Here is a 24,534-nt window from a genome sequence, read left to right as displayed (position 1 = left end):
CACCTACATCGCAATTAACTGGAAAAGAAAACAAGCAACTCACACGGTCCAGGTGCGAGCTGCTTGATCAATCTTATTCAATTTTTCCTATCAGTACTTCTTGACGAAGAGCCGTAAAAAACACCCAAGATTTTTTATTTCTCAGGTGTTAATTTAAACATAATGATCAGTTATTAACTTTTATTATTCACAAACGAACTATTTGCCTTATTTCTATTCAAAATAATTAAGTTAATATTGTGGTAACCAAATATTCTTTTTAACTGCTAACTTGGCGTCTGTAATGTTTTTTCCGGCTAACCCTTGGTCAATTGCTGATTGTGCTACCTTTTCCGCAACCCGTTGTGAAAATTCTGTGAGCTTTTCAACCGGTGGTAATACAGCTGCTCCAGGTTTATCAGGGTCAACAAGGCCGCTTAAGGCGTGCGCAGCAGCAGCTAGCATTTCATCGTTTAGTAACTTTGCCTCTGCTGATAAGGCCCCAAAACCAACCCCTGGATAAATTAACGCATTGTTAGCCTGCCCAATTTGATAATTTACACCATTGTATTCCAAATCCTTAACAGGAATACCAGTAGCAATTAGCGCTTTTCCGTCTGTCCATTTAAGCAGATCAGCCGCTTTGGCTTCTGCTAATTTCGTGGGGTTTGACAGCGGGAAGATAACGGGACGTGGCGTGTATGCTGCCATTTCTTTCACAACTGCTTCATCAAAGCTCCCCGGTTGAGTGGACGTTCCAATCATTACAGTCGGATGAACTGCCTTGACTACTGCTAAGAGGCTGGTTAATTCATTAGCGTTAGCAAATTCACTTCGTTGGCGAGTAAATGGCTTTTGTTTTGGTGTTAAGCCTGGAGTATCTTCAAACAATAGTCCCTGCTTATCTACGAGGTAAAAGTGTTGCTTAGCCTCTTGCGGTGTTAGCCCTTGGCGAATTAATTCGTCATAAAGCATTTTGGCAATTCCCATTCCGGCCGTTCCTGCACCAAATGTTAAGAAGGTTTGATCCGTCAACTTTTCTTTAGAAATATTCATTGCGCCAAGAACACCAGCTAAAGCAATAATACCAGTTCCTTGAATATCATCATTAAACGTTAAAATTTTATCTTGGTACTTATCAAGGATTCTTGCAGCGGTCCCGCGACCAAAGTCTTCAAAGTGAAGAAGACTCTTGGGGAATGACTCTTCAACTGCATCAACAAATTTATCAATAAAAGCAAAATACTCTTCGCCTTCAACCCGCTTAATCCGATTTCCAAGATAGTTAGGATCTTTTAACAATTGTTCATTATTAGTTCCTGCATCAATTGAAACTGGTAATACTTGGGATGGGTTGATTCCAGCCGCCGCGGTATAAACCATTAATTTACCAACTGAAATATCGACCCCGTTTACTCCCCAGTCACCAATACCGAGGATTCCTTCCGCATCTGTTACAACAATTAAGCGAATATCACGGCCATCCGCAGCATCTGCAAGTTCTTCTTTAATTAGTTCGGGATGTTCAATACTTAAATAGGCAGCATCTTGCGGCTTAATGTAACGCTCGTTATACTTTTCAATCGCCTCAGCAATCACCGGATCATAAACAATTGGCATAAATTCTGTGATATGTTGTTTCATCAAATAGAAAAACAGTGTCCGATTATTATTAAAGACTTCCATTAATAAGTGACGCTTTTCAATTTGTGAGTCCTTTGATTGGTATAAGCTGTATGTTTCAGCAGCCTGTTCTTCAATCGTCCGAACGCAGGATGGTAATAAGCCCAATAAACCATACTTTTTTCGTTCTTCCATTGTAAAAGCAGTTCCCTTATTTTTAAACGGATCATTTAATATTTGCATTCCCTTGCGCATTGATTATCGCCTATCCTTTTTCTTCTAAGATTTCAACAATTTTAGGTTAAAACTAGCAACAATATATAGTCAAATCCATGCTATGATATAAATAAAATTAATAGTATCACTGCAAAATGCCGTTAGAAAGGAGATTTTATGAAGCTAAAAGACCTACAATATTATCAAGCATTAGTAAAAACCAGAAACTTTTCCCATGTGGCAAATGAATTTAGGGTTAGCCAGCCAACAATTACGATGGCGATTCAACGATTAGAAAAGGATTTTGGAACCCCTTTTTTTGTCCGTGACCACGTCCACAAAGAATTACACCTTACACCAGCTGGTAAACAATTTGCAATGCATGTCGACGTTATCCTTAATGAATTGGAGATTGCTTACCAAGAAATCGAACAAAGCAAATCTACGAAAATCCGCTTTGGACTGCCGCCTATTATTGGTAATTATTATTTCCCACCGCTTACCCCTGCCCTCATGAGACATGGGCTATTAAGCCACCTCGAAACTTATGAACATGGTTCTAAAGAAATTTTAAAAATGCTGGAACACGGTAATTTAGACATTGCTTTGCTCGGTTCACTCACCCCGCTTAAAGAGACACGGCTTAAAACCGTCGAATTAAATAAATATCCCTTTAAAATCATCGTTAGCAAAAATCATCCCCTCGCCTCCCAAGATAAAATTGATTTTGCCTGTCTTAAAAACGAAAAGTTCATCGTCCCTGATTCCGAATTTTTTCACGAGCAAGCGTTCAAACAAATTTGTCGATTGGCTCATTTTCGGCCCCAAGTTATCTATCGAACTGCTGATATTCACGTTATCAAGGCCATGGTTGCTGAAAACCTCGGCATCGCTTATCTCACCAGTCTCGCAATTACTCCTGAAGATAACATTGCAACCCTCGAAGTATCCGCGCCGCTTAACCAATCTTTTCGTTTAGCCGCGGTTACCCGGTCAACAGAAATTCTTACGCCCTATAAAAAGCAATTATGGGATCTATTAACCCCAAAAGATGAATAGGCATTGGAATAGCGATCAATGCAAAAATGAGCTGTAACAGAAGTTCCCTAATTATAGTAGGTACATTACAGGATACAAAAAGAGCTCTAATATTGGAAAAATCCGAACACTAGAGCCCCCTTTAACTACTTCGCAATAGTAATTGTTTTAATAATTACATCTTTCTTTGGCTTATCCATTGCATCCCGCTTAACTTTGCTGATTTTTTCAACAACATCCATTCCAGTTAACACTTGACCAAAGACAGTATGGTGGAAGTCCAGCCAAGGCGTTCCACCGTTTTTTTCGTAATATTCAATAATTTCCTGTGGATAACCCACCATCTGCATCTCACTAATCATGCTTTCAGGAACATGCTTATTAGTGATAATAAAGAATTGGCTGCCATTAGTATTAGGTCCCGCATTGGCCATTGAAAGAGCACCCGTAAAATTAAAAAGTTCTTCGGAAAATTCATCTTCAAATGGCTGTCCGTAAATACTTTCACCACCACGGCCCGTACCAGTAGGGTCGCCTCCTTGAATCATAAAATCAGGGATAACCCGATGAAAAATCACATCGTCATAATAATGCTTTTCAGCTAATTTAACAAAATTTTCAACTGTTTTTGGTGCCTGTTTAGGAAAGAGCTGTACCTTAATCACACCCATTGTTGTTTCAATGGTTGCTTTTGGCCCTTTAACCTCAGCTAATGATAATTGTGGATATTTCATAGTTAAAACCTCATTTCTCTTTCGTCCTCACCTACTATCTTAGCAAGCCGATCAAGAATAAGGCAATTATTTAATCTTCACTAACACGTAATACACAAGCGCCTTTAATATCGCCATTCTTGACATAACGAAGAGCCTCATCAGCCTTGGCAAGCGGATATTCATGTACTTCTGGATGAATATCAAGCCGATCAGCTAACGTTAGAAACTCTTCCCCGTCACGACGCGTATTGCTCTCTACACTTGTTAATGTCTTTTCATGAAAGATTTCTTTCTGATAATTCATTGCCGGAATATCAGTCATATGAATTCCTGCCAACGCCAAAGTACCACCAGGAACTAAGTTAGCCAGTGCCGGCAAAACCATGTCGCCAACCGGAGCAAAAATAATGCCTGAATCAAGCGGTACCGGTGATGGGTCATAAGAACCTTGTACAGAGGCACAGCCAAGCTCAAGAGCAAATTTCTTAGCATCCTCACCACGGGTAAAGACATGGACCTCAATTCCTTGAGCAAGGGCAATTTGCGCTGTTATATGCGCTGAACCGCCAAAGCCGTATAATCCTAACCGGCCACCTGCAGGAATATTAGCTCGTTCAAAAGCTCGATAACCGATAATTCCGGCACATAGCAATGGGGCTGCTTCAAGCGAGTCAAACTTCTCTGGAATCCGGTAAGCAAATCCTTCAGGCACTGTTACGTATTCAGCATAACCGCCATCATGATCCCACCCAGTGTAAACAGAATGGGGACACAAATTTTCATGTCCTGACCGACAAAACTTGCAGACACCGCACGCATGACGAAACCACGGGATTCCAATCCGTTCACCGATCTTAAAACGACGCGTCTCTGAACCAAGACTTACGACCTTACCTACAATTTCATGTCCTGGAGTCACATGCTCTTTATGAACAGGCAAATCCCCCTCGGTAACGTGAAGGTCCGTATGACAAACCCCGCAAGTTAGGATTTTGACCAATACTTCACCCCGCTGTGGTGTTGGAACTGGCTTTTCAGTAAACTCGATTGGTGCTCTTTGCCCATCAATTGGTCCTGGCGTGGTAACCGCCCACGCCTTCATCATGTCCGGAATAACATTTTCTTGCTTTACCATTCAAAAAGACCTCGATTAAATTGAAATTATCACTATCATTGTAATGCTTTTTCCTATTCATAGCTGTTACGAATTTTACCAATTTTTCGCAACCATTCTTGTTGAAATGCAGCTACATCTAAATTCTTATTAATAGCCGGATCGTCCTTGGCCGCTTGGGTCAAGCCATGGGCGCCACCAATATCGTCTAAAATTCCGTTACCAGATCCTTCTAGCATTTCCGGATTAGTGTGTGATGGAACTCGTTTAGGCTCAATTCCCTCAAAGCGGATTTTAAATTGCCACATGTCCCCAAAATCATATACTAGCGTGTACTCATCTTTTACATTACAATCACCGACCCAACACTGCGTTAAATCTTTTGTCTGGCCAAATCCGCTATCAAAAATCGGTAACTGATAATGAACATTTGCCTGCTGCAACTCAAATAAATGGGTTCCATCAGCATCAAATGCTGCTAAGACCATAAACGCGAGCATATCAAGCCGTGTATCGCCGCTAACTGTAAATCTTCGCCACATTTTAGGCTCATAGTCAGCAAGTTCGACATAAACAACATATTGCTTATTAACATATTGAATTGCATGTTCGCGCTGGGCCCGTACTTCTCGCCGCATATCACGGATAATTCGTTGTAGGTGATACATTCGTTGTTTCGAATTTAGATCTTTAATTCCTTGATTAATCGCCTGAACAAACTTATCGTAGTCTTCACTTGAGAATAGATCTTCAGCTCGTAAAAAACGACCGAATGCACGAAAGGCATCGCTCATTGTCCGAAAACCATTCTCAGTTGGTCGGTTATTATGCAACTTTTCATAGTTAATAAAGTAATGGTAAACCAATGCAACATCGTCAAGCACTGACTCTCCCAATGCCTCACAGTATCCTAGATAATCGGCCGCACAATCCAAATCCCGATCAATAATACTTTCGCTTTGGTGGCGTTGCTCTAAATATTCTTCATAATCATCTAGAATCTTTTCTCCAACAGCCGTTGCATTCATAATATCGTTAATCGAAAGCGATCGGTAAAGGTAGCGTCGATTATGCTCATTAAGCTTGGGATGAGTCGCAATCTTAAAATCTGTCACTGAATAGTCTTCAAAGATATCCATCACTACAATTTCTTCATCAGTCGATTGGTTTCTGATCCGTGTCTGTTCAGCTAACTGTAATGCAATCTCAGCGTTACTTGGGTCCTTTTCCCAATCAATTACAGAATTAGGTCCAATCATCATGTTCTGATACATTTGGAGCTGCTGTTGTGTCTCTGGTTGTATTTGCTTAGTAAATGTAATTTTCCCGAATTGTGCATCGCGAATCATTCTTATTTTCGCATGAGGGACTGGCGATATCTCCAGCAATTGCAAAAATTCCCGTTTAAATGCGGTCATAAATGAACGAGAATCATTAAATCGCTGCGGATAACGGACGATAACAGGCAATGACATTAAATTATTCATTACAATCATAAACTCACCAGCAACTCGAACAGTCCATACATTAGTGTCAAGCAGCTCAGCTGATGATATTGTTTGTGAATTAACATGCAAATGCTGAGCCAGTGAATTTTCTACTGCAATAATCACCGTATCGATTCCTCCTATTATTTTCCTTATATTAATTTTATTTTAAAAACTATTATTTATCAACTCAATCAAACCATATTTACAAACAAAATAAAAGAATTAAAATAGGGTATAATGTATTGTCACTGAAAGGATGAGCCGCTTTTGCTTAATCAAAAACTTGATATCTTTGATTTACGAAAAATCCAAGTCAATCAAACAAAATCTGAACTCGAGAATACCGGTAAACATCAGCAAAAAGAGATTAGTAGCGATATGCTCGGTACTTTTGTTGATGTTGAGCGTGATCCGGTAAAAACAATTCAGATTACGGAAGCCAATATGATTCCAGAATTACTACCTCTGCGTCATCAACGAATGATTGCTAGCCGCTTCGCATTTTTCCGTGGGACTGCTGAATTGATGGAACACGATTTAAAGCAACAGTACCAAAGTCACCTACCTGTTATTATTTGTGGTGACGCGCACGTTAATAATTTTGGATTTTATGCTTCACCGGAGCGTAAACTGCTTTTTGGTCTTAACGACTTTGATGAAGCGCGGATTGGTAATTGGGAAAGCGACCTCAAACGTCTCTTAGTTAGCGCACAACTAGCTGGAGAAGAGAACGGTTTTACATCTGAAGACCTCTACCAGCTACTCCAAATTACTGCCAAAACTTATCGGCACACAATTAAAAATGCCAATAAAATGAGTCTTTCGCAGCTTTTTTACTTCTCGTTTGACTATGAGACCATGGGGAAAGCAATTGAATCATTTGGGGATATTTCGACCCAAATGCAAACCGTGCTCAATAAGGTTCTGAAAAAGAGTCAACGAAGTAATTCAGAAGAGATTGTTCAAAAAATGGCAACCGTTAACAATCAAGGCCTGCTTGTCTTTCAAGATAACCCGCCGCGTGCCCGTCATCTTAGTGCCGTTCGCTACCAACAAATCGTCAAGGGATATAACAAGTACCGCGAAAACATCCGCCAAGATGTCCGCGTTTTACTAGCTAATTTCCATATTTCTGACATTATCCGTTATAGTGTTGGCGTCGGTAGTTTTGGAACACGGTGTTACTTATTAATGCTGACAGGCAATGACAATAGTCACATCGTCCTTCAGGTTAAAGAAGCAATGCCGCTTAGATATAATTTACTCTCGTTACCAGTCCAGCAAGTAATTAAAAACGGGGAAATTGCAGGGCAACGGATTGTCACGGCGCAACGAGTTCTCCAATCTTCTTCTGACCCTTTTCTTGGAAGCACTGCATTCGGAGGACGAAGTTATTACATTCGCCAATTCCGCGACATGAAAGAATCAATTAATGTTAATAAGCTTGACTTTGAAAGCTTCCAATTCTATTGTCAAACTTGTGCTTACCTCCTTGCAATGGCACATTTTCAAAGCCCGACAGCACCGATGATTCGCGGCTACTTAAAGCACCAGAAAAAACTCGATATTCTTTTGGCCGATTGGGCACTAAAATATGTCGACCAAGTGACAAGGGATTATGAACTATTCAAAAAAGCAATTGCTGACGGCAAATTAATTAGGTAAATTTTATCAGGAATTATGACATAAACTCATTTCCTTATAAAAAAATAAATAGGGCTCCAAAGCTTGAAAAAACTTTGGGGTCCTATTTACGCTTAAGGAGTTACGAAACAACCTCTGTCACCCGCTCACTCCTAACGATCCTCGTTTAATCGTTTCCGATATTCAGCCCGCGTCATTTTTACTGGTGCTGGCTCCTTTTTCTTTTTCGGCGTTGGCCGTGGAGCCTTCTTAGCAAGTTTGATTTCACCATAACTTGTTGAGATTTGAGTATATGTTTCTGGCTGTTTAAGCGGTTGATGATTTTCTTTCTCCACTTGAACAGCCTTTTTTGCATTCTCCAAATTTAAGCGCGCTGCCTTAACATTTTCTTTAGCCACTAATAAGTTTGCTGAAATTCGATCAAGGTTTTCTTGAACGCTTTTCAGTAATTGGGTGCTGGCAGCAATCGTTGTTTTATCACCAATATTTTGCACCCCTGCGAACGTGCTCTGTGCTGAAATTACCGCTTGTTTTGCTTCACGGTATTTTTCATTGAAATTTTCATATGATTTTTGTGCTCGCTCATAGGTTTCCTGAGCTTGTTTTAATGTCGCTGTTAAATCAGCCATAATTTTCTCACCCAATTTTCTGTTCGCGGTAAACTAAAAGGCTGTGGCAAAGAAAACTTCGTCACAACCCTCTAGTACGTCCGAACAAATTATAAAATTAAATCTCAACCAACAACTTCAAAATATGTTATTAGTATTCGCGCTTCTTACCAGCTAAGCCAAGACCGAACATAGCAGCAGCGGCACCTAAGGCAACAGCAGCAACGCCACTTTCGTTACCAGTTTGTGGTAAGGTTTCTGCCTTAGCTTCGTTTTGCTTGTTAGCCTTGTATTCAGCACGAGTTACGCTAGTAGTGGCAGCAGCTTTCTTGTCAGCAGTTGCAACAGTAGTAGTTTCACTCTTCTTCGTGTCGTTTACGGCGTTGTTAGCATCCTTATTAGCGTTAGTCTTGTCATCACCAGTTGATGGCTTATCGGCTGGCTTTTCAGTGTCAGTCTTGTCATCGCCAGTTGATGGCTTGTCGGCTGGCTTTTCAGTGTCAGTCTTGTCATCGCCAGTTGATGGCTTATCAGCTGGCTTTTCACTAGCAGCCTTCTTAGCAGCTTCAAGGTTAGCCTTAGCTGTGTCTAAGTTAGCTTGAGCATTCTTCAAGTTAGCCAAAGCGTTGTCGTAGTTAGTTTGAGCAAGCTTTTGAGCTTCTTCAGCATCCTTAACAGCTGGGAAGTCACTGAAGTCACCGTTGTTTACACGGTCAAGGATTGCCTTAGCAGCATCAGCGTTCTTTTGAGCGTCTTGGTACTTAGCTTCAGCAGCATCCTTGGCATCATTAGCATTCTTAACGAGGTCATTGAATACGTCTTGAGCTGCTTGAATCTTGTTCAAGGTAGCCGTCTTGTCAGCTGGGCTAGTTGGGTTAAGGTAGTAATCCTTAAGAGCACTTACTAATGCTTCAGCAGCATCAGTTTGTGGCGCATTGTAGCCGTAAACCTTTTGAATCTTGTTAAGTAAGTCTTGAGCAGTGTTCAAAGCATTTTCAGCGTGGTCAGCATTTAATTCGCTGTATGCTGCAGCAGCATCAGTAGCGAATTCGTTGTTTTGGTTGAAGGTATCTTGAGCCTTCTTAGTAGCAGCCTTGGCATCGTCTAATGCCTTAGTTGCATCGTTAACCTTGGCAGTTGCGTCATCGTATGCCTTTTGAGCATCAGCAACTTTTTGGTTTTGCTTTGCAAGAGCAGCCTTGGCATCTTCAAGCTTTGCACCTGCTTGGTTAGCAGCAGTTGAAGCGTCATCATATGCCTTTTGAAGAGCAGCTACATCTGGGTTAGTTGTACCTAACTTGTCAGCGGCAGCAGTTTGTTCGTTCATAGCTTCGTCAAATGCAGCTTGTGCCTTTTGTTGAGCAGCTTGAGCGTTGCCAAATTCTTCACTTGCCTTGTTGACGTTAGCAGTTGCGCTTTGGTATTCCTTAGCAGCAGCTAACTTGTCAGCAGCAGTAGTTTGTGCATTTACAGCAGCATCATGAGCATCTTGAGCAGCCTTTTGACGTGCTTGGGCGTGTTCAAGTGTTTCACCGGCAGCATTAACTTCTGTTTGAGCACCGTTGAGCTTTGTATTAGCTTCATCAAATGCCTTTTGGGCAGCAGTTAAAGCGGTAGCTGTCTTGTCAGCAGCAGCTTGAGCAGCTTCAAGTGCTTCAGTAAGGTACTCTACTGAGTAATCATCAGCGTCTTGTAAGTCCTTTTCAGCTTGAGCAACAGCAGCTTGTGCCTTTTGGTCAGCTGCCTTAGCATCGTTTAATGCAGTTTCTGCCTTTGTGTAGGTGTCAGCAGCATCTGATTGACGGTTAGCAGCAGTATCGTAGTTAGCTTGAGCATTCTTAAGGTCAGCATTTGCTTCATCTAATAAAGCACCAGTTTCGTTAACCTTAGTTTGAGCATCGTTAGCAGCGGCTTGAAGAGCTGCCATATCTGGGTTAGTAGTACCTAACTTGTCAGCAGCGTCAGTTTGCGCGTTATGGGCATCGTCAAGAGCCTTTTGCGCATTTGCCAATGCTTCGTTAGCATCATTCAATACCTTAGCAGCAGCTTCAGCCTTAACAGATGCTTGTTGGTAAGCCTTAGCAGCAGCTAACTTATCAGCAGCAGCGGTTTGTGCATTCCGAGCTTCATCAAAGGCAGCTTGTGCGTTAGCAACATCTTGTTCAAGTTGATGTGCTTGGTTGTACTTGTTAAGAGCATCAGTTTGCGCATTTAAAGCATCATCGGCAGCCTTTTGTGCCTTTTGTTGAGCAGCTTGAGCGTTGCCAAATTCTTCACTTGCCTTGTTGACGTTAGCAGTTGCGCTTTGGTATTCCTTAGCAGCAGCTAACTTGTCAGCAGCAGCGGTTTGTGCATTTACAGCAGCATCATGAGCATCTTGAGCAGCCTTTTGACGTGCTTGGGCGTGTTCAAGCGTTTCACCAGCAGCATTAACTTCTGTTTGAGCACCGTTTAATGCGGTATTAGCTTCATCAAATGCTTGTCGTGCACTAGCTAGAGCATCAGAAGCTTTATCCCAATCTTCCTTAGCAGTTTGTTGAGCTTCATCGTTCCATTCATTTGGTTCGTTAACGTAAGCTTGGTAAGCTTCGTTGTAATCATTTTCAGCCTTTTGTTCAGCTGCCTTAGCATCATTCAATGCTGTTTCTGCTTTAGTGTAAGTGTCAGCAGCGGCTGTCTGACGGTTGGCAGCAGCATCGTAGCTAGTTTGAGCTGACTTAAGATCAGCATTTGCTTCATCTAAGGCGTTCCCAGTTTCATTAACTGGAGCTTGAGCATCGTCAACAGCTTTTTGTAATGCTGCCATGTCTGGGTTAGTAGTACCTAACTTAGTAGCAGCATCAGTTTGTGCATTCCGAGCTTCATCAAGAGCCTTTTGTGCAGCGTTCAATACATTGTTTGCATTGTTCAAAGCAGTAGTAGCCTTTTCAGCGTTAGCAGAAGCTTCTTCATAAGCCTTCTTTAATGCGTCAAGGTTAACAGCCAACTTAGCGTTATCAAGAGCAGTCTTAGCTTGGGCTTGAGCACTAAGAGCTGCATCTAATTGCTTTTGAAGGTTTGCTTGGTTAGCGTTTGCTTCGTCAAGAGCCTTTTGTGCTGAAACGATTTGTTCGTTAGCGTATTTTTCGTATGCGTTAAGAGCAGCAACCGCTTTACCCTTGTTGGATACAGTTGGGTTTTGGTTGTATTCGTTAATTGCGTTGATTACGTTTTCAGCAGTTTGAGCTTGTGAACTGTTATTACCAAAAAGCTTTTGTGCTTGGTTGACAGCAGCTTGAGCAGCGTTTAATGCGTTGTCCGTCTTGCCGTCCTTAAATTGGTTATAAGCGGCAGCAATGTTAGTAGAAACATTAGCTGTTGCATCAGCAGTTGACTTAGCGGCACTGTAATCGTTAAATGCTGAACTTGCAACAGCGGATGTTGAGTTAGCATTGCTTTGTGCAGTTGATGTAGCAGCACTCTTAGCGTTAGCTACATTTTCTTGTGCAGCACTGTTGGCAGCACTTGTGGCAACAACAGCACTTGAAGCAGCAGTAACAGCGTCACTAGCTGCATTTACTTTTTCTTGAGCTTGTGAAACTACATCAGATGAAACATTTGAAGCAGCACTTGCTGAGCCAGTTGTTTCAGTAATAGCTGGTTGAACAGTATCAGCGTGAACGTCTGTATTGTTTACGTTTGCTAATGTAAGACCTGCTAAAGTAGCAGTTGTCATCAAGCCAGCATATACGATATTTTTCTTAGCTTTATACATCTTGTAATGTACTTGATTATTCTTCATATAATAATCCTCCCAAAATAAAAAACTTCAAAATAAATAAGTTGTCTTACAACACCCTCATTTTATGTAATCGCTCCATTCTTTTCAAGCGTTTTTCGCTTATCTTTCGATTGATAAAATAAAAAAAAAAAAAAAAACGGATTTATTTCCAAATATATCAACATTCATTCTATAAATATTGATTTTTAAAATTATTATTTTTTATTTTTCGCTAGATTAGTTTTCTGATTAAAGTTATCAGTCGATATAATAATTTCAAAATAAAAAAAGACCAAATTGTATAGTTTATCAAAATCAATTGCTATACTGGCGGTCTTTATTTGGTTAAAATCATAAAATCAACTGATTAGTAAGCCTGTTAATTTTTAAACAAAAGCGGTTCCTTTACCTATCGTTCATCACTATTCCCATCTTTATCCCTACTTCTTCGCTGATCGCTGCCATAACGATCCTGTTCCTTGATAACACTACTTTTATGGCGATGCTTGTTAATAAATTTTTCCTCAGCTGCAAAAATCATCAAAAAGTCGATAAAATTTTTACTAAAATTATCCTTGAATTGTTCCCACTTATTTTTTGCCATCATTTTACCCCATAAATTTTAATTTAAACTATTTCTTTTATTCTAGCATATTCAAATTTGCGCAAACGATTGCACAGCGATAATAATAAAAATGTGGTAAAATAGGAAGCGTACTAAAGCGCTTACTTCAAGGAGGCTATAATTATGGAAATTTCAAAAGTGCCATTTGGAACTTATAAGGGAAAACCAGTAACTAAGTATGTATTGACTAACGATAATGGAGTGCAAGCGGGAATTCTTGACTTTGCAGGCTTATTACAATCATTTAAGGTACCAACCAAGGACGGCGGCAAAGCAGATATGATCCTAACTTCTGAAAACTTTGATGAATTTACAAACAATGGTTTCTGTACTAACCGCTTAATCGGTCGGGTGGCCGGAAGAATTGCTGATGGTAAATTTAGCATCAACGGCAATGATTACCAAATTGAACAAAACGAAGGCAAGAATGCGCTTCACGGTGGCAGTAATGGTTTCTATAGTCATATCTGGCATGTTGATAGTACAGAAGCAACTTCCGATTCAGTATCAATCACCCTCAGTTTAACATTAAGTCCTGAAATCGATACTTATCCTGGTAAAATGCACGTTACTGCAACCTATACCTTAAATAATGATGATTTCTTATCACTTAAGATGTCAGCTACAACTGATAGTGATACATTATTTAATCCAACTAACCATACTTACTGGAACATGGCTGCGGCTAACGTTCCAACAGTTGACCAGTTAAAACTATACGTTAACTCTGAAAACCATCTTGCCGTTGACGAAGGTAAGATTCCGACCGGTGAAAAACTTGCCAATGAAGGTACACCATTTGACTTCAGTACCCCAACCAAACTCGGTGATGCGCTTAAGCAAATGAGTAGCACGAAAGAAAACGGCTTTGATGATATCTGGGAAGTTACGCCAAGTCTCACTAAGCCAGTAGCAACGCTTGAAGATCCAGAAAGCGGTCGAAAAATGAGCCTTTATTCAGATCGGAACGGGTTAGTTATGTATACAATGAACTCTGATGATGCAGCAGTTTACAATCATGGTCAAGTTCATCCCCACCTCGGTCTTGCAATGGAAGCACAAAATCTTTCAGATGCTCCTCACCATCCAGAATTTGGTGACATTAGTTTGCACCCAGGAGAAGAAAAAACTTACACTATTAAGTGGCATGTCGAATACTAATTTATAAATACCTAGTGAAATACACAAGGGAGCGTATCATTTATGATTTCGTACACTCCCGCAAGCATAAAAAGGGCTTTAGCATACGGTTTTCCGAATACTAGAGTCCTTTTTATGTTCACGCTAAAAGCTATTTAATTAAAAAATATTGAGAGTAGCAAATAACCTGTTCAATACGACAGTTGGCTAAGCTAGAACGATAACTAGCACGTTACCTTGCTATCGTTCGTTAAAACAATTGGGGCTGAGAGAAAACTTTTATTTTCTCTCAGCCCCAATGTTTGCGTTAGGAATTATAAATTAATCTTTGTCGTCTGGGTTGAACTTCCCAGCTTTTTGCAAAATTTCCTTTGCCTTTTCAAGGTAATGGTGTTCTGCACGGAAAGCCTTAATCTTGTCGCCTTCAGTATCGGTAAGGGCTGCAAGCTTGTCGTCAAGATCCTTGAATTCTTTTTCAAGGTCCTTAATAACACCTTCTTCATCCTGCATGTAAACGTAGTGGTTTTCAGCAGGATCCTTATGACCTTCGCCTGCACGTTCTTCAAGCTTATCAGAATCCTTGTCTACCTTCCGAGCGTGCTTAAGGATTGACTTGATATCCTTAATTGTTTCATGTTGAGCGGTACGGTGCTTCTTGTTATCAACACTGTCCTCAATCTTTGTAAGGTGCCCTTCAGCATCTGCAATCTTCTTTGCAATACGATCTAAAGCCTTAAGTTGACGCTTTGCATAATCAGCCATAACTAATTACCTCCTATAAATAATAACTATAATTCCTAATTCACCTTATATTATATTTTTATAATTTAAATTATACAAATAATACGCCCTATGAATTTCAAAATAATTTTAAGGCCATAGCTACACTAATAAAAAGTAATATTTTTATAATTATGAAGATAAAAAAGAAGCCCCTGTTATTAACAGAATGACCTCTTTAGTAATATTAGAAAATTGATTTTTTAGTTACGGTTTGGGATACGCTTACTGGGACATCAAAGTTTGGCAATCCAGGAATATGAAGTTCAATGCTTCCTACATTTTGATTCTTCTTAAGCGGTGCCCGCAATTGATGATCATTCTCGCGATAATTCTTAGCAATCTTCAAGGACGGACTAGTAGCTTCCAACTTGAGATTTTTAGGAAGCCATACTGCCGTTTTTTGCGACAATGTAAGTTTTACCTTATTTTTGTCTTTACCATTTGCTACTTTTACCTGCGTTAGTTTAGGTGAAAGATCGCTTACTTTCTTTACCTCTACCGGCTGATATTCATCGGTCAGTTTATTATAGAAGTCCTGTTGCATCTTAGACTGATCATTCCATTCACCCTTAGTATGCAAGGCTACAAGAATAATCCGCCGTCCCGAAAACATCCCTGTTGATACGATGCATTTACCAGCCCGATCAGTATTTCCGGTTTTTAGGCCGTCAATTTCACCTGTTTTCGGCGCAAATCCATTTTGCGGTAATAACGCATTTACATTAGTCATTAGGTACTGCTGATCCTTTGTCACGTTGAAATTAGCAAATTTCTGCTTCGTTATTTCAAGTGTTTCTGGATACTGTTCAACGAGGTATTTTGAAATAAGCGCAACATCTTTAGCGGATAATAGATTTTCCGCATCCTTATCAACGCCCTTTAACTTATGTTTACCAAGATCCCCGTTAGGTAATCCAATCATATTATAAATCTTAGTATCTGTTACTCCTGCTTCTTTTGCAAAAGCCTGCATCTTCTTATTAAATGCCGCTGTACTACCCGCATCCGCTAACGCCAAAGCTTCTGTGCTACCATCAGCGGAAACCAGCATCATCGAGTCAACCAGTTGCCGAACTGTATATTCCTCGCCATTTTTTAATGGTACATTAGAAAAATGCCAGTCATCAGCCATTTTAGCGACTGCGGGCGTAATCTTAATCTTTTGATCCCATTTTAAATGGTGATTACGAATATCCTGCTCAATCACTCCTAAAGTCAATATCTTTATGACCGAAGCAATTGGGTATTGTTTAGTTGCATTTTTTTGGTATAGTACCTGTCCGCTCTGCGCATCAATGGCATACACAGCCCGCGCATCCATATCAAAGGCAGGAGCATCCGCATGAACACTCGTAAAAATACTTAAGCCGCCGAAACAAATATTAATCGTTGCGACTAATAAAACTAACTTAGAAAATAAAGCTTTAACTTTCTTCATTATAATTACTTTCTCTCCTTTATTCACCTAACTATCATATCCTATCCGCCCCCTAAAGTGTATGACGATTTAATAACAAATTAATTCAAAGTCTTATTTTTCATTAAATTCTCGAATTGCATCTTTTATTTTTGAAAATTACTTGTATCATTAATTAAGTATGCTAATTTTTAATTAGAAAGGGTCGTTGACGAATGAAAAGATCGCAACACAAGCGTAAATTTCTTTTTATTATCATTGCTATTTTACTCATTATTTTGGGAGTACATCATTTTACCTCAACCAGTGCACGCCTAAAATCAGCCTGGAATAAGATAATTTTCACTTCCAATAATAATGTTAGTATTGCGGTGTATTCTCCAAAGACCCATCAAATATACACTTCGAGCAATGCCCCTCATCATAAGTTTCGGACCGCTAGTACAGTTAAGGTTAGCATTTTAGCAGGGATTCTGGCCAACCAACAAGGCCCGTTGACGAGTCACGAAAAATCCCTAGCTAAAAAAATGATTGAACAAAGTGATAACGATTCTACGAGTGAATTGTTTGAAAACTATCTTGGCGGCAAAAACGGCTTACAGCAGACTTTTGAAAAATTCGGCATGACTCAGTCGCATGCCAATAGCAGCTGGGGACTGACCGTCACCACTCCTAAAGACCAAGTTAAGCTACTAAATAATATTTTCTACAAATCTAAAGTATTATCAGATGACGATCGTTCTGCGATTCGCGCTTTAATGAGTAACGTTGAAGGCGATCAAGCATGGGGAATTTCTGCTAGTAGTGACAACTTCGCCTTAAAGAACGGCTGGCTCAATTATGGCAAAAGCGGCTGGATTGTTAACAGCATCGGCTATGTCAAAAATAGTAACGGGACCGATTATACAATTGCCGTTTATACCGATAAGAATCAAACAATGGCTGCCGGCCAACAAGTAATTGAACAACTTGCCCGGGTAACAAAACCGATATTAGATTAATAACAGCTGGTGAAATACGAATTTTCACCAGCTTTTTTAGTTCTGAACTGAATATTACGCTTGAAAAGTAAAACGTTCAATTATTGTTATCTTTTTCACAGCTTCGTTTTAATAGGCATGAACCGCGTTACTTCAAGCTTTCATTTTATTTCATAAAAATAGCGTTTCTATCACAATGTAACTGATTACAACTTTTTTAAGAAATCTTTGTTAAACGTTTGACATTTATTGTTCGCCATTGTATATTGTAGATGTACATTAATGATAAACGTTTATCAAGAATCTTATAGAAAGAGTACCTACTAATTATGAATAGCAAAAATTCTATTGTTACCAAATTGGCTTTCTTGTCAGTTTCATTCATGGTTACGAGTGCTTATGCCATTCAAGGTTCTTTGCCGCAATTAAAGGCAGCGCTCGGAATCTCGCAAACGCAGTCAGAATACTTAGTTACTACCCCTTCATTTGCTGTAATGATTTTTGTTGTCCTTTCACCGTTACTTCAACAATGGTTTAAAATTTCCGACAAGAAGATTATTATGGCTGGGGTAACCATTGTCGGTCTTGCCGGGATTGTACCGCTTTTTGCAGATAACTATACAACTATTTTAATTTCCCGCCTTGTTTTAGGTGCTGGATTTGGTCTATATAACTCACAAGCAATCTCAATGATCTCCGTTTGGTACGAAGGAAGTACCCGGGCCCAAATGCTTGGGTGGCGGGCTGCTGCTGAACAGATTGGGCAAGCTTGTACCTTAGCAATTGCTGGTTTAATCCTCAGTTATGCTGGTTGGCACGCTTCATTCGCTGTTTACTTGCTCGCATTCGTTGTCCTCTTCTTCTTCGCTATCCGTGTTCCTGATGATAGCAAGGCACAAGATAACAACATTGCTGAAGATGACCTTGCTGATGAATTAAATGAAGAAGATGAACCAATTGCTAAGATCAGTCCTGTTGTTTACCTTCTTGTTATCTTTGCATTCCTCTTAGTGGTTGACTATGTAGGAATGGAGAATCGGTTCCCTGGATTAGCAGTAGCAATCAAGGGAAGCCACTATACCGGTTCATCAATGTTCCTTTCATTAATGCTGATTGGGGCAACCCTTGGTGGATTATTCTATGGCTCAATCAATAAGGTATTAGGCTTTGGAACTGTTTACCTTGGTTTGGGCTTGATGGCGCTCTCAAACTTCTTATTCGCTTTTGCAAACGGGAACTTTGTAATGTTAGTCATCGGCTTGCTCCTCATTGGTTTCCCGCTTCAATTAGTTTCACCATTGATTTTCAACCTGTTGCCTGATTTGGCACCTGCTAAACGGCAACCACTTGTAACATCAATGGTCCTTATCGGGTTTAACTTTGGAGCATTCTTCTCACCAACCATCGCTGAATGGATGAACCGATTAATGGGACGTCCGCTTAGCGGGATGGATCTTGCTGCACCATTCCCAATCTATGGTGTAATGCTCATTGTTATTGCCTTAATTATTTTCTTTGCAACTCGTCGTTCAAAACAAGCTAACTAATATTTCAAAATTATTTGGAGGTTTTCATTATGCCAATTAAAAACGAAGCAATGTTAATTACTTACTCTGACTCAATGGGTAAAGACATCAAAGAAACTCATGAAGTATTAAAGAAGTACATCGGTGATGCCATCGGTGGTGTACACTTGCTCCCATTCTTCCCTTCAACTGGTGACCGCGGATTTGCTCCTTACCGTTATGATGTTGTTGACCCTGCTTTTGGTAACTGGGATGACGTTGAAGCATTAGGTGAAGATTACTACTTAATGTTTGACTTCATGATTAACCACATTTCCAAGAAGTCTGAAATGTACCAAGACTTCAAGAAGAAGCACGATGATTCTAAGTACAACGACTTCTTTATCCGTTGGGAAAAGTTCTGGGAAAAGGCTGGTAAAAACCGTCCAACCCAAGAAGATGTTGACTTAATCTACAAGCGGAAAGATAAGGCACCAAAGCAAGAAATCACTTTTGACGATGGTACAACTGAAAACTTATGGAACACATTTGGTGAAGAACAAATCGACATCAATGTTAAGAGTAAAGTTGCCAACGAATTCTTCAAGGAAACCTTAGTCGACATGGTTAAGCATGGGGCTGACATGATTCGTCTTGATGCCTTTGCTTATGCTATCAAGAAAGTTGGTACTAATGACTTCTTCGTTGAACCGGAAATTTGGGATCTTTTAAATGAAGTTCAAGATATCCTTGCTCCATATAAGGCAACAATCCTTCCAGAAATCCACGAACACTACACTATTCCACAAAAGATCTCTGAACATAACTTCTTCATCTACGACTTCACTTTACCAATGACTACTCTCTACACCCTCTACTCTGGTAAGACTAACCGCCTTGCTAAGTGGTTAAAGATGAGTCCAATGAAGCAATTCACTACCCTTGATACTCATGATGGTATCGGTGTTGTTGATGCTAAGGACATCTTAACTGATGACGAAATTGAATACGCATCAAACGAATTATACAAGGTTGGTGCCAACGTTAAGCGGAAGTACTCCAGTGCTGAATACAACAACCTAGATATTTACCAAATTAACTCTACTTACTACTCAGCACTAGGTGATGACGACAAGGCTTACCTCCTTTCTCGGGCATTCCAAATCTTTGCTCCTGGTATCCCAATGGTTTACTACGTTGGTTTACTTGCCGGTTCAAACGATCTTGAATTACTTGAAAAGACTAAGGAAGGTCGAAACATTAACCGTCACTACTACACCAAAGAAGAAGTAGCCAAGGAAGTTCAACGTCCAGTAGTTAAGAACCTCTTAGACTTACTTGCATGGCGGAACAAGTTTGCTGCCTTTGACCTTGACGGCTCAATTGATGTTGAAACCCCAACTGAAACCACAATTAAGATTACTCGTAAAGACAAGGATGGCAAGAACGTTGCCGTACTTGAAGCCGATGCAGCTAATAAGACATTCACTATCACTGCTAACGGCGAAAAAGTAATGGAACAAAAGTAGTCCTCTCCCTTAAAAATAATCTCTCTCAAAATAAATAAATTGAAATAGGTAACTTTCCTTTCCATTAACGCTTTATCTCTCAACAATAGTTACCTATTTCAATCTAAAAAAAACATCCACAATGCTTAATTGTGGGTGTTTTTCTTATTATTTAATTTTTAGTCTGTACATAACGCCTTAATTGCTTGCGCGTAAATCTCCATTGCCTTTTGCATGTCAGCTAACAGCCACTGCTCATTTGCTTGGTGCATATAGTCAGGAGTAGTTGGTAACATTCCCCCAAAAGCGACACAATTATTCATTGTCCGCGCAAACGTCGCGCCACCAGAAATTTGCGGCTGGGCAGCTGAATCACCCGTTTGTTCCTTATAAATCTTCATTAGCGTCTTAACAAGCGCGCTATCCTTAGGTACATATAACGGGGCCAGATAATCGAAGTGTACATATTCAAGATCGTACGGGGCAACCTTTTCACTTAGTTCTGCAATCAGCTTATCACGATCGACCGTAACAGGAATCCGTAAGTCGATTTGCATCCGGGTTTCCTTTTCATTTATCTCCAAACTAGAAATATTAAAGGTTAGATGACCGGATTCATCCTTGACGTCACCAAGCACATTGCTTCCCGTCGCATCTTCTTTAAATAGTTTGCCAATGAAATCTAATGGCTTAAAATCAAAAACTTCATCAAGGGCTATCGCCAATCGTAAGACAGCATTAGTTCCTTTGGGAGCCATCATTGCATGAACCGATTTACCGATAACTGTAATTGAATTGGCATCACTCGTATATTCAAACCCGTGCCTATCAAGGGCCGCCTTAACTTCATCTTGTCTTGGACCATCATAAACAGCACTATCAGGGACCGCATTAAACGCATTCTGCAAGCTAATCTTTAATTTATCAGTGCCGGGGCCGACAAGGTATGATTGTTGAAGACCCTTTTCAGCATAAATCAGCGGAAATTCCGCGTCTGGCGAGATACCGCTATCGATTGGCGCTTCTTTTTTATTATATTCGGCAATCCCACGCCATAAAATCTCTTCATCGGTACCATAAATAAAACGAATCCGTTGATTAAAATGATATCCTTGGTCCATCAAGGCCTTAACAGCAAATAAAGCTGCAATCCCCGGTCCCTTATCATCTTGAGCTCCTCGCCCATAAACGGCATTATCGACCACCATTCCTTTAAAAGGATCATGGTCCCATTTGCTAAGATCACCAGCTGGGACAGTGTCAAGGTGGCAAATCACTCCAAATACTTTTTCTCCGCTGCCGACTTCAGCGTACCCATAATAGCCGTCCGGATCTTCATAAGTCTTAAAACCGAGTTCATCACAAATCTTCATCATTTCATCCAATGCATTGCGGATTCCACGACCAAATGGTGCCCCCGCTTCGGCTGGTTGGTTATATGACGGAACCGCGATTAATCTTTCAAGTGTTTTAACTGCTGCTTGTTGGTCTTTTTCTGTAATAATTGTACTCATTAAAATTTCCTCCTACAATATCGCCGCAATACCTAAGAATAAGCAGGTGGCAATAAAAAGATAAATCATTAATTTAAGCATCCACTTCCACCAAATACCGACATTAATGTGGGCAATTGCTAAAGCACCCATCACAACTCCCGACGTCGGCGTTATTAAGTTAACCCAACCGGAAGCTGCCTGGTAAGCAGTGATTACTAAGCTGCCGGAAACATGCGCAAAGTGCCCCATCGGTCCGATAATGCCCATTGTAGCGGCTGCTAAGCCAGAAGTTGAAGGAATTAAGAACGACATTGGAATGTAGAAAATATAAGCCAAGATAATAAAGACACTCTGGGCTAACCCGTGTAACCCTAGTTCGCCCCAGTGAAGGACGGTTCCTGTAATCATCCCGTTATTCATGACAACTTGAATACCACGAGCAACAGCAACAATGATGGCCACACTTAAGAAATCGCCCATTCCAGACATAAAGGCCTCGATAAAGTCGCTTTCCTTCATGTGATAAACTGCCATGATTAAAACGGACATAAAAAGGAAGAGCATCGTAATTTCGTTGAAGTACCATGTCCCAAGTGGTGCCATGTCATGTCCTAGCAGATCACCAAGGAATGGAATCCCCGTTAGCCATTTTGTAAACTGATCAAAGAATGTCCAATGACTGTTAAGGTTTGTCCATGGAATTAATCCGAGAATCATTACGACAAAAGTAATTCCAAATAACCAAATGACCGTCTTTTGCCGACCAGTCATTTTATGGTCATCATTTGGATCGGCTTTGACCAAAAAGTGCTTCTCATCTTCGGCCCGTTGATTGTATACGAGAGACTTGGTGGGATCTTTTTCAATAACCGAAGCATAGTGGTAAACATATATAATACTAATCGTGATTGTAATAATTAATAATAATACCCGTGACCCTAATCCGTCACCTGGAGAGATGTTTAAGGTCTGAGAAGCAACGCCGGTCGCAAATGGGTTAACTGTCGAGGCAAGACAACCAACCTGACTACCAACCAGCGCAATTGCAACAGCAACGATTGAGTCAAAGCCGACTCCCATCATCACTGGAATCAATAATGGGTAAAAGGCAATTGTTTCTTCACCCATGCCATAAGTTGAACCGCCTAAAGCAAATAAAAGCATTAGAATCGGGATTAATTGTTTTTCACGTCCTTTATAATGGCGAACAATTGAGCCAATTCCTTCATTTAATGCATTAGTCTTATTAATAACGCCTAAGAACCCGCCGATAACTAGGATAAATAAGGAAACGGAAATCGCACCATCAGTCTTTTTATCGCCGACCATACCGATTACTGGGGCCATGAAAACGTCCCAAATTCCCTGTGGTTTACTCGTCACCGTCTTATAGGTTCCTGAAATAATATTGCCTGCCTTATCAGTCGCATATGTCCCTGCTGGAATAATCCACGTTAAAATTGCAATTAAAATAATAATTATGAATAAAATTGTAAACGCAGAGGGCATATGAAATCGATGCTTTTTCTTTGTTTGTGTTTCCTGCACAATAACCACCTCTTTGTAAAAATAATCACAGTTATATTTTAATTCAGTTTGAAAGCGGCTTCAACTCAATGATGTAATAAGTGTAATTTAGTAATAAAACAATGCTATAATTGCAGTGTAGTACAGAGCAAACTATTTTAAGGAGGAGACCATCTCATGGTAATGGATCCAAATAAGGCTCAAGACGTTTGGAAAGACGCTGGTGAGCACGTTCAATTTACTGTTTTAGAATTAAAACGGCAAGATCGAGAAAAAGAACAGGAAGCGATTAAAGAATTTGTCGATCGTTTCCAAGCAATCACACGGTCACTTCGTATTCGGGACAATAAGGGAAACCTCAAAGTTGCTCTTGGTTTTAGCAATGATGCCTGGGATTACCTTTTCCCAAATGCACCTAAGCCTAAGGAATTGGAAACTTACCAAACCTTAACTGGTCCGAAGTATAAAATGCCGGCTGCCGAGGGAGATATTTTCCTCCACATCCGTGCAAATGATGAAGCAGTTGTCTATGAGTTTATGGCCCAAATCATGTTATTTATCAAAGACATCACTAATGTCGTTGATGAAACAAAGGGGTTCCGTTACTTTGAAGGACGGGCTATCATTGGATTTATCGATGGAACTGAGAATCCTGAACCACAAGATGCTGCTGAATATGCAATTATCGGAGATGAAGATCCAACATTTGAAAATGGTTCATATGCGTTTGCACAAAAATGGCGCCACAATATGGATATTTGGAACAAATTGACGACTGAAGACCAAGAAAAAGCAGTTGGTCGGAAGAAATTTACAGATCTTGAACTTAGTGAGCAAGAAAAGTTTAAAAATGCTCACAATGTTGCTTCACAAGCAGAAATCGATGGTGTAGAACAAAAGATCGTGCGCATGAATGTCCCATACTCTGATCCTGCATCAGGCAATACTGGAACATTCTTTATCGGTTATTCACGGCATTGGGATGTTACGAAGACCATGCTTAAAAACATGCTTGAACAAAATGATTACTTATTAACTTTCTCTGACATTCTTGGCGGACAAGTATTCTTTATCCCCTCGCGACCAATGTTGGACCAAATTGCAGATGGTGAATTAAATTAATTATTGACAAAATAATTTTTACTTGATATATTTATTGCATCGAATTTTAGGAGGGATCATCCATTGAAGTTTTAATTCTACACAATTTAATGTATCGCTTACTGTGGATTAGCACGGGGAGATACTCTGGGTAGGATTAAATTCAATGACTGATCATAATGTAACTAGCGGTAGTTAATGTACCGTTAGTTTAAAGGTCTGCCCAGAGTGGTAGGCCTTTTTCTATTAATGTCTTTAGACCTA

General features: G+C 40.1%; 18 protein-coding genes. 7 read left to right on the top strand and 11 right to left on the bottom strand.

Annotated elements, in window-relative coordinates; all coding sequences use genetic code 11:
- Positions 1-231: 231 nt before the first annotated feature.
- A complete protein-coding gene (locus DTK66_RS08980; protein ID WP_191668454.1) occupies positions 232-1,857 on the bottom strand; it encodes a malolactic enzyme in 1,626 nt (541 codons plus the stop codon).
- A 138-nt stretch (positions 1,858-1,995) separates the two neighbouring features.
- On the opposite strand from DTK66_RS08980, the gene DTK66_RS08975 reads away from it, so the two are divergent.
- Entirely contained in the window at positions 1,996-2,877 is an 882-nt protein-coding gene (locus tag DTK66_RS08975) for a LysR family transcriptional regulator (protein WP_191668453.1), read from the top strand.
- Positions 2,878-3,002: 125 nt separating this feature from the next.
- Here the strand turns inward: DTK66_RS08975 and DTK66_RS08970 are convergent, their stop codons facing one another.
- The 3 genes from DTK66_RS08970 to DTK66_RS08960 form a co-directional block, all read right to left on the bottom strand.
- Complete coding sequence (locus tag DTK66_RS08970) at positions 3,003-3,590, bottom strand: peptidylprolyl isomerase (protein ID WP_191668452.1); 588 nt, start codon at positions 3,588-3,590, stop codon at positions 3,003-3,005.
- 70 nt (positions 3,591-3,660) lie between these two features.
- Positions 3,661-4,707 (bottom strand): zinc-dependent alcohol dehydrogenase family protein, encoded by a 1,047-nt coding sequence (locus DTK66_RS08965; RefSeq protein ID WP_191668451.1) that lies wholly within the window; start codon positions 4,705-4,707, stop codon positions 3,661-3,663.
- Between the two features lie 53 nt (positions 4,708-4,760).
- Positions 4,761-6,299 (bottom strand): plasmid pRiA4b ORF-3 family protein, encoded by a 1,539-nt coding sequence (locus DTK66_RS08960; protein ID WP_191668450.1) that lies wholly within the window; start codon positions 6,297-6,299, stop codon positions 4,761-4,763.
- A 144-nt stretch (positions 6,300-6,443) separates the two neighbouring features.
- On the opposite strand from DTK66_RS08960, the gene DTK66_RS08955 reads away from it, so the two are divergent.
- Positions 6,444-7,841 carry a DUF2252 domain-containing protein gene (locus tag DTK66_RS08955; RefSeq protein WP_191668449.1) on the top strand — a complete coding sequence of 466 codons (1,398 nt, stop codon included), beginning with the start codon at positions 6,444-6,446 and terminating at the stop codon, positions 7,839-7,841.
- 131 nt (positions 7,842-7,972) lie between these two features.
- Here DTK66_RS08955 and DTK66_RS08950 read toward each other — a convergent pair whose 3' ends face one another.
- The 3 genes from DTK66_RS08950 to DTK66_RS08940 form a co-directional block, all read right to left on the bottom strand.
- Complete coding sequence (locus tag DTK66_RS08950; protein WP_191668448.1) at positions 7,973-8,449, bottom strand: efflux RND transporter periplasmic adaptor subunit; 477 nt, start codon at positions 8,447-8,449, stop codon at positions 7,973-7,975.
- 130 nt (positions 8,450-8,579) lie between these two features.
- Positions 8,580-12,209 carry a KxYKxGKxW signal peptide domain-containing protein gene (locus DTK66_RS08945; RefSeq protein ID WP_191668455.1) on the bottom strand — a complete coding sequence of 1,210 codons (3,630 nt, stop codon included), beginning with the start codon at positions 12,207-12,209 and terminating at the stop codon, positions 8,580-8,582.
- Between the two features lie 388 nt (positions 12,210-12,597).
- Positions 12,598-12,795 carry a hypothetical protein gene (locus DTK66_RS08940; protein WP_225209064.1) on the bottom strand — a complete coding sequence of 66 codons (198 nt, stop codon included), beginning with the start codon at positions 12,793-12,795 and terminating at the stop codon, positions 12,598-12,600.
- A gap of 141 nt (positions 12,796-12,936) precedes the next feature.
- On the opposite strand from DTK66_RS08940, the gene DTK66_RS08935 reads away from it, so the two are divergent.
- On the top strand, positions 12,937-13,974 hold the full coding sequence (locus DTK66_RS08935) for an aldose epimerase family protein (protein ID WP_191668447.1): 1,038 nt from the start codon (positions 12,937-12,939) through the stop codon (positions 13,972-13,974).
- 300 nt (positions 13,975-14,274) lie between these two features.
- Here DTK66_RS08935 and DTK66_RS08930 read toward each other — a convergent pair whose 3' ends face one another.
- Positions 14,275-14,715 (bottom strand): hypothetical protein, encoded by a 441-nt coding sequence (locus DTK66_RS08930; protein WP_153931481.1) that lies wholly within the window; start codon positions 14,713-14,715, stop codon positions 14,275-14,277.
- Positions 14,716-14,920: 205 nt separating this feature from the next.
- The gene (locus DTK66_RS08925; RefSeq protein WP_191668446.1) at positions 14,921-16,174 is read right to left on the bottom strand and encodes a D-alanyl-D-alanine carboxypeptidase family protein; all 1,254 of its coding nucleotides are present in this window, start codon (positions 16,172-16,174) and stop codon (positions 14,921-14,923) included.
- A gap of 194 nt (positions 16,175-16,368) precedes the next feature.
- On the opposite strand from DTK66_RS08925, the gene DTK66_RS08920 reads away from it, so the two are divergent.
- The 3 genes from DTK66_RS08920 (at position 16,369) to gtfA (ending at position 20,167) form a co-directional block, all read left to right on the top strand.
- Positions 16,369-17,154 (top strand): serine hydrolase, encoded by a 786-nt coding sequence (locus tag DTK66_RS08920; RefSeq protein WP_153931483.1) that lies wholly within the window; start codon positions 16,369-16,371, stop codon positions 17,152-17,154.
- Between the two features lie 308 nt (positions 17,155-17,462).
- Positions 17,463-18,680: an MFS transporter gene (locus DTK66_RS08915; RefSeq protein WP_191668445.1), complete on the top strand. Its 1,218-nt coding sequence runs from the start codon at positions 17,463-17,465 to the stop codon at positions 18,678-18,680.
- A gap of 29 nt (positions 18,681-18,709) precedes the next feature.
- The gene (gene gtfA / locus DTK66_RS08910) at positions 18,710-20,167 is read left to right on the top strand and encodes a sucrose phosphorylase (RefSeq protein ID WP_191668444.1); all 1,458 of its coding nucleotides are present in this window, start codon (positions 18,710-18,712) and stop codon (positions 20,165-20,167) included.
- Positions 20,168-20,325: 158 nt separating this feature from the next.
- On the opposite strand, the gene DTK66_RS08905 is transcribed toward gtfA, so the two are convergent.
- Together DTK66_RS08905 and DTK66_RS08900 are read right to left on the bottom strand one after the other, a co-directional pair.
- Positions 20,326-21,660 (bottom strand): dipeptidase, encoded by a 1,335-nt coding sequence (locus tag DTK66_RS08905; protein WP_153931347.1) that lies wholly within the window; start codon positions 21,658-21,660, stop codon positions 20,326-20,328.
- Between the two features lie 12 nt (positions 21,661-21,672).
- Complete coding sequence (locus DTK66_RS08900) at positions 21,673-23,190, bottom strand: YfcC family protein (protein ID WP_191668443.1); 1,518 nt, start codon at positions 23,188-23,190, stop codon at positions 21,673-21,675.
- Between the two features lie 156 nt (positions 23,191-23,346).
- Between DTK66_RS08900 and DTK66_RS08895 the strand changes: the two genes are divergently transcribed.
- The gene (locus DTK66_RS08895; protein WP_191668442.1) at positions 23,347-24,291 is read left to right on the top strand and encodes a Dyp-type peroxidase; all 945 of its coding nucleotides are present in this window, start codon (positions 23,347-23,349) and stop codon (positions 24,289-24,291) included.
- The last annotated feature ends 243 nt before the right edge of the window (positions 24,292-24,534 follow it).

The sequence above is a fragment of the Limosilactobacillus walteri genome, from assembly GCF_014830205.1.
Lineage (GTDB): Bacteria > Bacillota > Bacilli > Lactobacillales > Lactobacillaceae > Limosilactobacillus > Limosilactobacillus walteri.
The sequence above is the reverse complement of the archived record's forward strand: the minus strand, read 5'-3'. Positions and strand labels throughout refer to the sequence as shown.

Coding starts and splice junctions, on each gene's coding strand:
- DTK66_RS08980 (WP_191668454.1), bottom strand. CDS start 1,857: ATGCGCAAGGGAATGCAAATATTAAATGATCCGTTTAAAAATAAGGGA.
- DTK66_RS08975 (WP_191668453.1), top strand. CDS start 1,996: ATGAAGCTAAAAGACCTACAATATTATCAAGCATTAGTAAAAACCAGA.
- DTK66_RS08970 (WP_191668452.1), bottom strand. CDS start 3,590: ATGAAATATCCACAATTATCATTAGCTGAGGTTAAAGGGCCAAAAGCA.
- DTK66_RS08965 (WP_191668451.1), bottom strand. CDS start 4,707: ATGGTAAAGCAAGAAAATGTTATTCCGGACATGATGAAGGCGTGGGCG.
- DTK66_RS08950 (WP_191668448.1), bottom strand. CDS start 8,449: ATGGCTGATTTAACAGCGACATTAAAACAAGCTCAGGAAACCTATGAG.
- DTK66_RS08945 (WP_191668455.1), bottom strand. CDS start 12,209: ATGAAGAATAATCAAGTACATTACAAGATGTATAAAGCTAAGAAAAAT.
- DTK66_RS08940 (WP_225209064.1), bottom strand. CDS start 12,795: ATGATGGCAAAAAATAAGTGGGAACAATTCAAGGATAATTTTAGTAAA.
- DTK66_RS08935 (WP_191668447.1), top strand. CDS start 12,937: ATGGAAATTTCAAAAGTGCCATTTGGAACTTATAAGGGAAAACCAGTA.
- DTK66_RS08930 (WP_153931481.1), bottom strand. CDS start 14,715: ATGGCTGATTATGCAAAGCGTCAACTTAAGGCTTTAGATCGTATTGCA.
- DTK66_RS08925 (WP_191668446.1), bottom strand. CDS start 16,174: ATGAAGAAAGTTAAAGCTTTATTTTCTAAGTTAGTTTTATTAGTCGCA.
- DTK66_RS08920 (WP_153931483.1), top strand. CDS start 16,369: ATGAAAAGATCGCAACACAAGCGTAAATTTCTTTTTATTATCATTGCT.
- DTK66_RS08915 (WP_191668445.1), top strand. CDS start 17,463: ATGAATAGCAAAAATTCTATTGTTACCAAATTGGCTTTCTTGTCAGTT.
- gtfA (WP_191668444.1), top strand. CDS start 18,710: ATGCCAATTAAAAACGAAGCAATGTTAATTACTTACTCTGACTCAATG.
- DTK66_RS08905 (WP_153931347.1), bottom strand. CDS start 21,660: ATGAGTACAATTATTACAGAAAAAGACCAACAAGCAGCAGTTAAAACA.
- DTK66_RS08895 (WP_191668442.1), top strand. CDS start 23,347: ATGGTAATGGATCCAAATAAGGCTCAAGACGTTTGGAAAGACGCTGGT.